The sequence below is a fragment of the Dehalococcoidia bacterium genome (assembly GCA_022449765.1).
Lineage (GTDB): Bacteria > Chloroflexota > Dehalococcoidia > Lucifugimonadales > Australimonadaceae > UBA2963.
The window spans coordinates 84173-95297 of record JAKUPZ010000007.1 but is presented as its reverse complement, the minus strand read 5'-3'; the positions used below and the strand labels follow the sequence as shown (position 1 = coordinate 95297).

The 11125-nt window shown below is 41.3% G+C and carries 8 protein-coding genes and 1 pseudogene; 8 read left to right on the top strand and 1 reads right to left on the bottom strand.

Annotation, left to right across the window (positions count from 1 at the left end):
• The first annotated feature begins 19 nt into the window (after positions 1 to 19).
• From MK127_04730 to MK127_04715, 4 genes and pseudogenes are all read left to right on the top strand, one after another.
• Positions 20 to 475 (top strand): annotated as a pseudogene (locus tag MK127_04730) (cobalamin-dependent protein).
• Between the two features lie 2 nt (positions 476 to 477).
• Positions 478 to 1878 (top strand): phenylacetate--CoA ligase family protein, encoded by a 1401-nt coding sequence (locus MK127_04725; protein ID MCH2532096.1) that lies wholly within the window; start codon positions 478 to 480, stop codon positions 1876 to 1878.
• 34 nt (positions 1879 to 1912) lie between these two features.
• A complete protein-coding gene (trpS, locus tag MK127_04720; protein ID MCH2532095.1) occupies positions 1913 to 2908 on the top strand; it encodes a tryptophan--tRNA ligase in 996 nt (331 codons plus the stop codon).
• A 2-nt stretch (positions 2909 to 2910) separates the two neighbouring features.
• The gene (locus tag MK127_04715) at positions 2911 to 3774 is read left to right on the top strand and encodes an inositol monophosphatase (GenBank protein ID MCH2532094.1); all 864 of its coding nucleotides are present in this window, start codon (positions 2911 to 2913) and stop codon (positions 3772 to 3774) included.
• On the opposite strand, the gene MK127_04710 is transcribed toward MK127_04715, so the two are convergent.
• Positions 3771 to 5051, bottom strand: a complete 1281-nt coding sequence (locus tag MK127_04710) for a DUF1015 domain-containing protein (GenBank protein MCH2532093.1) — start codon at positions 5049 to 5051, stop codon at positions 3771 to 3773. The two genes, MK127_04715 and MK127_04710, sit on opposite strands and share 4 nt — an antisense overlap.
• A gap of 149 nt (positions 5052 to 5200) precedes the next feature.
• Between MK127_04710 and MK127_04705 the strand changes: the two genes are divergently transcribed.
• The 4 genes from MK127_04705 to MK127_04690 all read left to right on the top strand — a co-directional run bounded on the left by MK127_04705 (position 5201) and on the right by MK127_04690 (position 11121).
• Positions 5201 to 5779, top strand: coding sequence for a DsbA family protein (locus tag MK127_04705; GenBank protein ID MCH2532092.1), 579 nt, complete (start codon positions 5201 to 5203; stop codon positions 5777 to 5779).
• Complete coding sequence (gene rnc, locus MK127_04700) at positions 5772 to 6503, top strand: ribonuclease III (protein MCH2532091.1); 732 nt, start codon at positions 5772 to 5774, stop codon at positions 6501 to 6503. The genes MK127_04705 and rnc overlap by 8 nt, the downstream gene beginning before the upstream one ends.
• A 77-nt stretch (positions 6504 to 6580) precedes the next feature.
• On the top strand, positions 6581 to 7531 hold the full coding sequence (ftsY, locus tag MK127_04695; protein ID MCH2532090.1) for a signal recognition particle-docking protein FtsY: 951 nt from the start codon (positions 6581 to 6583) through the stop codon (positions 7529 to 7531).
• Positions 7532 to 7632: 101 nt separating this feature from the next.
• Positions 7633 to 11121 (top strand): DUF2298 domain-containing protein, encoded by a 3489-nt coding sequence (locus MK127_04690; protein ID MCH2532089.1) that lies wholly within the window; start codon positions 7633 to 7635, stop codon positions 11119 to 11121.
• The last annotated feature ends 4 nt before the right edge of the window (positions 11122 to 11125 follow it).

Below are 11125 nucleotides of genomic sequence, written 5' to 3'. Positions count from 1 at the left end.
GTGAATTATTGCTTGACTTATGAGAAGTATTTGGCGAGCTTGTGGACCCGGGTGTTTTTTAGCTTTGGACGATTTGATTCCCATAATTATTCTCTTGGCTAAGCTTGGGCTCGATGGACACGATCGGGGCATCAAGGTAATTGCCAAGGCGTTAGAACACGCTGGCATGGAAGTCATCTATATGGGCATGAGGGTAACCCCTTAACAAGTTGTAGATAAAGCTCAAAAGGAAAATGTTGACGTCATTGGAATCTCACTATTATCAGGAGCTCATAAAACTTTGATGGGCAAGCTTATGAAAGTTATTAATGAAAGAGAAATGGCCGGAGAGACGCTTGTTTTACTGGGAGGAACAGTTGCAGACACAGATATTGATCCTCTCAAGGAAATTGGAGTAGATGGTGTATTCCCTGTTGGTTCGAGTCTAAAAGATATTGAATCATTTATAAACGAGAATTTAAAAAGACGAGAGTAGCTATGAGTCATCAATGGCCACCAATATACGATCCTACATATGTTCCATCAAATAACACTGAATATTGGAACGAAGAAATTGAAACTATGGATCCAGGGGAACGTGAAAAACTCATTGCGATTAAATTAAAAAATCAAGTTGAATGGGCTTATGAATACTCAGGTTTTTATCAAAAGGTTTGGGGTGAGGCTGGTTTCGATCCCTCTCAATTAAAAACCATCGATGATATAAAAAGAATCCCGATCATTACAAAAGAAGATCTCCGCAAAGACCTAATCGAAAATCCTCCGTTCGGAAGCAATATATGTGACAGATGGGACAATATACTGAGAGTACATGGTTCATCGGGAACCACGGGCATACCAACAGTTATAGCAATTAGTAACGATGACTGGAAAAGAATTGGTGAAGCTCACGCACGCGTAGAATGGGGAGCTGGAATACGACCTTCGGATACCGTTTTTATAGCTTCTCCTTTTAGCCTTTACATGGGCTCATGGGGAATGCTAGTAGGAGCCGAGCGAATCGGAGCGAAATGCTTTCCTTTTGGTGCTGGAGCACCTGGTCAAACTAGAATGGCTGTACGATGGTGCCAAAAAGTCAAACCTTCTGTTTTTTATGGCACCCCCTCTTTTGCTTTATATCTAGCTGAAACTGCACGCGAAGAAGGAGTCGACCCAAAAGAATTTGGGTTTAAAATTTTAATGTTTTCAGGCGAGCCAGGAGCTTCAATTACTTCTACTCGCCAGGCGTTGATCAATAATTACGACGCTGTAATTATTGATAGTGGTTCTACCGGAGAAATGACGCCTTGGATGAGTAATGGTGGATGTAGGCATTCGACAGGTATGCACCTTTGGCAAGACATGGTATTTACGCAATTAGTGGACCCGATAACAACCGAGGTTTGCCCTTATGGCACTGAAGGTGTTCCTGTCTATACGCATTTAGAACGAACCTCTCAACCTTTAATTAGATTCTGGTCGGGAGATCTCGCGCTTTGGCGCGATGATCCCTGTAGCTGCGGGCGGACTTACCCTAGCCTTCCATATGGAATCTATGGGCGTGTTGACGATATGGTCACCGTAAGAGGCGAAAATGTATACCCCAGTGCAGTAGAGAATGTTGTCAGATCCATTAGTAATCTCACTGGCGAATTCAGGATGATAGTCTCAAGGGAAAGGGCGATGGATGAACTAACTGTTCTTGCAGAAGTCATGGATTCCAATTACTCGCAAGAAAAAATTATTAAAATAAAAAATGAATTAGAATTGAATCTCTCTACTACATTAGGGATAAGAGCGAATGCCCAATTGAAAAGCCCTGGTGAATTAGAAAGAACACAATTCAAGGCGCAAAGAGTTATCGACGAACGTGATTTACAAAAATCACCCGATGATTAGTAGAAATTGCCTCATTTAACTAAAAGGAGATTTCATGACAGAAAATAGAATTCTGTCTGGTATGCGTCCTTCAGGTAAATTGCATCTGGGGAATTATTTTGGCGCATTAAAAAACTGGGTGCATCTGCAAAATGAATATGAATGTATGTATATGGTTGCAGACATACATGCATTAACCACACTTGCTGGAAGTGAGCAAGTTTCTACTATTTCTAATGACACGCATGAAATGGTACTTGATTGGCTTGCTGCAGGTCTTAATCCAGATAAGTGTGTTTTATTTGTACAGTCTCAAGTACCAGAGCATTTAATATTAAGTAGCCTTTTGAGTATGAGCACACCTTTGGGATGGTTGCTCCGAGTGCCAACTTTCAAAGAACGCGTCCGCCAGCTTGGTGAAGATGAAGAACACCTTCCATATGGGCTTGTAGGGTACCCTGTATTGCAAACCGCAGACGTAATTATTTACAAGGCCAACAAAGTCCCTGTAGGTATTGATCAAGTTCCGCATATTGAAATTTCACGTGAAATAGTAAGGCGTTTCAATCGATTATATGGTGATACGTTCCCTGAGCCTCAACCTCTACTTACGGAGTCTCCTATGATCTACGGTACTGATGGCCAATCCAAAATGAGTAAAAGCTTGGATAACCATATTGAATTAGCTTCGTCCGAAGAGCAAACCCGAGAAAAAGTCCTTTCAATGGTCACTGACCCTCAGCGAATACGACTTTCTGAGCCAGGAAGGCCTGAAGTTTGTAATGTATTTTCTCTTCAAAAGATCTTTAATCCAAACAAAATTGAAAATATCCATGAATTGTGTACTTCCGCAGGCATAGGTTGTGTCGCTGATAAACAAGATTTGGCAGATGGAATAAACTCATTTTATAAAGAATTTCGTGAGCGAAGATCTAAATTGGAAGAAAACCCTAATGCAATCAAGGAAATTCTTGAAGCAGGTGCACAGCGAGCACGAAAAATCGCACAAGTTACTATCGAAGAAGTATATGAAAAATTAGGCCTTGCATAAGAATGGGGAACTTACTCACTCAAAGTTCAGCTAGCGGCAAAAATCAACTTGAAGTCGCCATCAAATGCGCTGAAGCTGCTGCCCAAATAATACGACTTCGGATACTTGATACTTTCGAACGCGACTCAAAAATCAAGCTGGGCCTCACAACAAAAAATGGGTGGAATGACCGAGTAACAGAAGTAGACGGTGAGGCTGAAAAAGCCATTATTGAAATCCTTGAATCAGAATACCCTGAACATGGAATCATCGCAGAAGAATCAGGAGTACAAGGTTCTATTTCTTCGCCTTTTCAATGGTATATAGATCCAATTGATGGTACTAGGAATTTTGCGAGCGGATTACCCCACACTTGTGTAAGTGTAGGTCTTTGGCAAAAACATGCCCCGATACTTGGTGTTTTAATTGACCCTATAAGAAACGAAACGTTTACGGCTGTAAACGGAGGAGGCGCAAAGGTAAATGGGATTGATGTATTTGCGTCCGAGGAAGGTAATCTATCTGAAGCACTTCTTGGTTTCGATATGGGCTATAACCCAGAACAAGGTAACTTTTTACTTTCTGCAATTAATGAACTCTGGCCACAATTTCAATCAGTTCGCATGATGGGATCTGCAGCTTTAGGAATTACTTACTCAGGATGCGCAAGATTAGATCTTTATGCGCATCATTACGTTCAACCATGGGATATTGCAGCCGCAATCATTTTCGTCCAAGAAGCAGGCGGGTTAGTAACCGATCTTAATGGTGAAAAGATCCACCCACACAGCGGGCATATTCTCGCCGGTTCACCGGCTATCCATAAAGTTTTTATGAATAGCACTGCTGACTCTAAATGGCGAAAATCTGTAAAGAACGCTGATTAAGGCTGCTCCGACAAAGAATTTATCGCAAGTCCGCTCGGTAATTTAGGGTAAAAATACGTACTTTTACGAGGAAGTCGAATACCAGCCTGGACTACTGATCGAAAAACGTCGGCAGGCAAACCTTTAACAAAAAAAGCTAATTGCCCTACCCCACTGTTAATCAATTCTATCGCATCTTCTCCATCATGAACGTACATAATATGCTTCGCAAAGTCCTCACCTAAGACTGGCTTCAAAATCATTTCTTGAATTACGAATGCCTCAACTGATCTCACTTGAGTACTAGGAGGGGCTTCAGAGTCAGGTTCGGGGATAATATCATTAGCAGGTGTAAGCAATTCCGGTGTTTCATCTTTCCGGATAGCCCCAAGTACTACCTGGGTCTGACCCATAGTTGCAACTATCGCATCTATAGATGATGCGGAGTAATCAGCAACATTTATTGGCCTAGACACAAAATAAAAACGTAACACCTCTTGTATTTTCTGCATCTGCGATTCATCTAAGCCATGCAGCACTCGGTAATAAGGAAGAATTTCAAGCCCCTTGTCCTCAAAGTCGATTAATGCACATAGTACAAAGTTTGAAGGATGATCTTGATCGCCAAAGGAAGATTTAGCGTAGCTTAAAGCAGTTTCATAGCGATGATGGCCATCAGCAACATATACATGCTGCATCTTCAAAGCTTCTTCTATTACTTGAATCTTTTCTGGATCAGAAATGGCCCAAACTGTATAGCCCATATTATCGGCTACAAAATCGTAGATTGGATCGTGGAGAACAATGTCTTTAATGAGCAGTGAAATCACTTTCTGAGGGTCTTGATAAAGCATCATTAAAGGGCTGAAGTTTGCACTTGTAGCGTGCATCAATGCCAGTCTATCTTCTTTAGGACCAGATGCTGTGTTTTCATGCGGTAAAACACCTTCTCCTAACTCTTCTAATCTAAGTGCTCCTATAATTGCGATTCTCTCTTGAGCCTGCCCCTGAATTGAAAATTTTTGGCGAAGCAAATAGTAAGATGCTTTTTCATCTTTTATCAGGACGTTACTCGCAAGCATTTCTTGAAAAGAGGCCGCGGCGTTTGTATAACGGTTTTCATCAGGTGAGCCATCAATTTCGCACAGCTCTAGCCGTACCATATTGTTAATATTTTTAAGAAGTAACTCTTTCTCGTCATTTTTTGATATCACATCATATGGAGGGCAAATCAAATCAGGCATTAAGCCAGCATTGGATCCATATCTAATAGCTCTAAATGGGTAAAAATCAACCATGCAAACTCCTATCACTATATATATGATTATACTCAATATGACTCAAGGCGAAGGGTTTTTTAGTTCTTTAGAATTTAGAGGAGGGATTTATGGTAACCATTAAAGCGGATATATATTTTGATTTTAGGTGACCATTTGTATTTAATTCAGTGGTTTGGCTGAATCAAGTAAAAGAAGCACTAGGAGGAGAAATTCCCCTACAGGCTACATGGCGTCCTTTCTCATTAGCGCAAGTTAACCAAAAAATCGGGCCTGATTACGAAGCCTGGAATGAAGATGATGAAAATTTAGATGAAAGTCTCTGGGGATTACGCGCTGGACAAGCCGCACGTCGTCAAGGTGAAGAGTACCTTAATGAATTCCTTCCAAGACTACTAACTGCGCGTCATGTGGACAGAGTATCACTCTCAGATAAATCCATACTCAAAAACATAGCGCAGGAATGTGGGCTAGATATCATCAAATTTTCTGAAGACTTAGAGGATCGTTCTACTTTAGAAGAAATAAAAGCCTCTCACATAGAAGCAACTCAATCCCTTGGCGTCTTTGGTACTCCGACTTTTATTCTCAAAGAGGGAGGTTCTGCATTTGTCAAAATGATCAAACCAAACACAAATGAAGAGGCCCTCGCTGCATTCAACTCTTTAATAACACTGTTAAAAAGTGCGCCTTTCTTGGGAGAAGTAAAGCGGCCGCAGCCTCCATGGCCTAAAGGAGTCTTTGATTAATCACAGCACTCCAAGTAACCACTCCTTAAGTGAATTGCAAGATAAGTTAGGGATTAAATTCAATTGCGTTGAGCTTCTCGCTCAGGCAATGCGCCACCCTTCCATCCTAAACGAAGAGCCAAGATCAAGATTAGGAAGTTATGAAAGACTCGAATTCTTAGGGGACTCGTTCCTAGGATGGGTTGTCGCACAAGAAACTTACAAACGGTACCCCAATTTCCCCGAAGGACAATTAACTAAAGCCAGAGCTTTGCTTGTACGAGGTTCTAATTTGCAGTCTTTAGCTCAAGCATTAAATCTTGGAAAGTATATGCAGCTTGGTCAGGGAGAAGTAGCAAGTGGGGGGCGCAATAGACCCTCCAACCTTGCGGCAGTGTTTGAATCCTTAGTAGGTGCAATATTACTTGATCGTGGTGAAAAAACTGCAGCTAAATTCATATTACATTTATTGGATGATCAGATAAAATTAATTGCTTCAAATAAATCATTAAACGACCCCAAAAGCGCGCTGCAGGAATTCTTACAAAAAAAAGGGTTACCCCTTCCGGTTTATCAGGTGGTTAATGCAAAACAAGTCTCTCGATCAAAACTTTTTGTAATACAGATCCTTATAGCTAACAAATTTGTTGCTGAAGGCATTGCTCCTAAGAAAAGCACCGCAGAGCAGCAAGCCGCTGAATCCGCCTTAGCGATACTTAGAAATCAAAATTCAGAACTCCAATAAAATTATTGTGGATATTTGCTGGTCGCTGGTAGCATCCATCCAAGACATTAGCAAAGCATTCATTAGGAATCCTAATATTGGCTTTTTCATTATTCGAAAGCAAAGAAAATATTTTTAAGGCTCTATCAAAGACTCGTAAAGATTTGGGCCATAATTTGTCTTACCTTTTTCAGCCAAGCACTAAAATTGATGAATCTTTATGGCAAGATTTGGAAGATTTACTTATTTCTGCCGACACGGGAATAGAAACTACAGCTAAGTTAATTGCAAAAATAAAAACTTCAGCCCAGAAACAAAATATCGATACCTCCATGGAAATCATGGGGCTACTAAAATCTGAATTATTATGCCTTATGAATCCGTACCAAGAACCATACCTCGAAGAATTTTTCACAGATCCGTCTTGCCCAAAACCTTTAGTCATTATGGTTGTAGGTGTAAATGGCGTTGGCAAAACCACCAGCGTAGCAAAGCTTGCTGCGTACTACCAAAGAATGGGGAAGAATATAACATTAGGGGCAGGAGATACTTTCCGAGCAGCGGCTATAGACCAGTTAAAGGTATGGGGTGAAAGATTAAACCTAGACGTTGTTGCACATCAGCAAGGTTCTGATCCAGGCGCCATAGCGTTTGATGCCTATAACGCAGCCATTGCACGGCAAGCTGACGTATTAATTTATGATACCGCTGGTAGGTTGCATAATAAGAATCATCTTATGGATGAACTCTCTAAAATAAATCGCGTATTTGGAAGAATTTCATCCGATGCTCCTCATCAAATATTACTCGTATTGGACGCCACAACTGGCCAAAATGGATTAGAACAAGCTAGAAGTTTTCAGCGCATCGTAGACATTAATGCCATCTTTTTAACTAAATTAGATAGTACGGCAAAAGGCGGTATTGTTATTGCTATCAATGATCAACTAGGAATTCCAGTCGCCTTAGTGGGGACTGGCGAACAAGTGAATGATTTATCTATATTCGATAGAAACAATTTTATCGACGGATTATTTGATGAAAATTAAAGACAGGGTACCAGACCATGCTTAGTGCTATCCTCTGGCTGGGATTGTTACAGCTAATATCTGCAATGAGTATCCCACTGTCATTTAGGGTGTTCAGTCGAATGCCCGATAGAGGCTATGCCTTCACCAAAGTCATTGGCCTACTCATTGTAGGCTTCAGCGTTTGGCTGATAGGCCTTTCTCAAATTGTTACCGTTTCTCGCTTAGCTGTTTTAATTGCAATAGCAATTCTCGCTTTTGTATCTTGGATTGCAGCAGGAAAGGATTACAAGGAAATATGGAGTACTACCAAGGCTAACCTAAGTCTGATTATTTCCATTGAACTCTTATTCATTACCATTTTCTGTGGAATGGCACTGCTTCGAGCATCGATTCCAGACATATCCCACACAGAGCAGCCAATGGATCTAATGTTCCTAAGCTCAGTGGTTGCAAGTGAACATTTTCCACCCATTGATTCCTGGCTTTCTGGCGAACATGTTTCATACTATTACCTCGGCTATGTTTTTGTAGGTTCTATTACTTTACTTACAGGGATTGAAACATGGGTCGCCTATAATCTGGGGCTGGCCATGTTCGCTGCAATGACCGCAGTAACAGCATTTGGACTTACGTACAATTTAGTTTTGCTTTGTAGGGGATCGCGGGAATCCGGAATATTTGCAGGCATCACAACAGTTTTCCTAGCGCTACTCGCAAGTAATCTTGTAGGAGTACTTGAGCTGTTTCGAGCATCTGGTGGGGGGGATTCTAATTTTTGGTCATCGATAGCAATTGCAGGCCTCACTCAATCAGAGCCGTCTAATAATTGGTTCCCTACGGACTCGGCATGGTGGTGGTGGCGAGCTTCAAGAGCAATACCTGGAGCAATAACCGAGTTTCCAGCATTTAGTTTTTTGCTGGGTGATATGCATCCTCATTTGATGTCATTAGCATTTTTATTATTAGCTACCTCATTATCGATACAAATATACCTTCAGCAAGGTTTGCTGCATTTAAGTGCATTTAAATCCCTGTGGCCACTCTTGCTTATAACCTCAATCAGTCTCGGTTCATTAATAGTGACGAATCTATGGGATTTTCCGGTGGCCCTTGCTCTCATTGCAAGTTCAATACTCCTTAATGCGGCTAGGAATGAAAGGCGACTTCAGTTGGGTAAGGCCATAGTAATGAACGAGAATTCATTACTAATTAGTTCCACTACTGGGCCCCAAAATAATTCCCCTATGCCCTGTGTGAGAATCTTCAATTTTTCTGAAAAAGGGTGGAAATTTAACCAGAAACTTACAGCAGAGGAGCTTGGTACACATTCAGGCTTTGGCGACGCCCTAGCCATCAGTGAGAGCCTTATTGCAGTTGGCTGTTCTGAAGCAAGCAAAACTGGGATAGTAAGGGTCTACAAAAAGTCAAAAGAAAAATGGATCCACAAGGCCACTCTAAGGCCTTCGCAAAATAGCAAAGCAACCAAATTCGGGTGTTCAGTATCTGCCGATTCAGGCGTAATTGCGGTTGGTTCGGAAGAAAAGGTTTATCTATTTAATGAAACAGAAAAAGGCTGGGTAATATTCGAAAGTTTTCCTATCGAAACTAATAATTCTGAACAGGCCGTAAAAGTGTCAGTGCATAATAATTACCTTGCTGTTGGTCTTACTACGCCATCTAGCGGAGTGCTACGAATTTACCGCATGGCTCGCACACGATGGAGCCTTTCTCAGCAATTTAGCTCTTCCGAAATGGGTATCAGGCAATTAGGTGGCAGCATTGCGATGAACGACGATCACGTAGTTGTTGCTGGCATTGGTTCTGTTGCAGTGCTTAAAAAGCAAAAAACTAATTGGGTAGTAAGTCAAATTTTATACCCATCAAAGCCTTCAGAATCGTTTGGTGAATCTGTAGCTATTGATAACACATTTATCGTCGTAGGCGCTAATAATGAAAGTAATCCATCTTCTAGATCAGGGAAACTTTTCGTATATGAGTTATCTAAAAATGGTTTTTGGAGTGCGCATGCTGAGCTATCTGCAAGTGATACAAGTACCAATGCAACCTTGGGTACAAGCGTAGCAATTGCGAATGGATATGCTTCTGCAGGTGCGCCTGGACAAGGCCAAGGCGCAGTATATTTTTTCCAAAGGTCATTAGATAAATGGGCCCCTGCTGGGAAAATTGGCGGACCATGGAGGCTTTCAAGAGCACTTTCGGCTATAGGGTTATTACTATTTTCAAGCTACGTTGTTAGCTCGCCATTTTTAATGAATTTTGAAAGTTCGGCGAAAGGGATTGCACCATTAAGCGATTTACTTACAAGACCTTTACATCTTTTTTTGATCTGGGGCATTTCTGCTTTTTTAATATTACCAATGTTCGTATTGCTCCTTCGGCATTCCCTCAGTCGAGAAACCTGGAGTCCAATAAGATTAGGGGTCATTTTAGTAGCATCACTAGCTCCCATAATGCTCTGGTTACAACCTATATACGGTATCCCTCTATTTACTGTAATTCTGCTACTTTTTGGCTTGCATCAAATAGGCTATCGACTGCCTCGAGCTGATGAAGCTCTGTTTGCCTATAATCCTCGTTTCACATTCATTGTCGGTAGTCTGGTGATTATTGGGGGACTTATATGGAATGGGATTATAAGTAATGAAAGAGGACTTGGAGGTGAATTGCTAGCAATAGATCGTCTCCTCGTAGTATTGCCGATTGCCATACTAATGGCAATCGGGTTTTATTCTGCATGGTCCCTTGCACATAAAGACAGTGAACATATGAGGCATGGTCGTTTTGGTCGAGAAGCATTAACTCGCTGGAACGGTTTTGTCCCAATTTTCCTGATTTTTTCCATATCAATCTCGTTAATTATGGGAGCAGAATTATTCCATGTTGTAGACATTTTTGGAGGCGAATTAAAAAGATTTAATACTGTATTCAAGCTTTATTATCAATCGTGGATATTACTTTCTGTCATTGGAGGAGTTGGACTTTGGTATGTATCCACAAAATGGGACAAACGCACACTAACAGGACGAACTGGGCTAACTGCTTGGCTCCTTGTACTAGTAGTTATATTTGGAGGGCTAAGTTATTACTCATTTGCTGGTATCTCTACCCGCACTCAAAATCATGATTATTTCACGCTCAATGGCTTATCGTACGTTAGTAAGACTGCACCTGAAGAATACGAATTAATCAAATGGGTCAATCAACATACTAATCGAAATTCTATCGTACTCCAGGGGTCATTAGTGCCCTGTACAGCCAGCCAATCCGGCTGCAACGATTGGGACCCGCGCTTGGGAAGAGTAGCCTCAGCCACAGGTAGACCTACGGTCCTAGGGTGGGAGGGGCACGAACAACAGTGGCGAACCAATCATTCTCTCCTTGAAGAACGGCAGGATGACATACGTGAAATTTACACTACCACTGACCCCTCTGCTGCGAAAATTCTAATTTCTAAGTATGGGATTGATTACGTAGTCATCAGTAAAAGCGAGCTTGAAATCTACGGTACAAAAGGTAAGGAAAAATTCAAAGAATTTGGTAGTGTGGTTTTTGAAGGAACTGATTTGTTGATGTATAAGCTGGATTAATTAA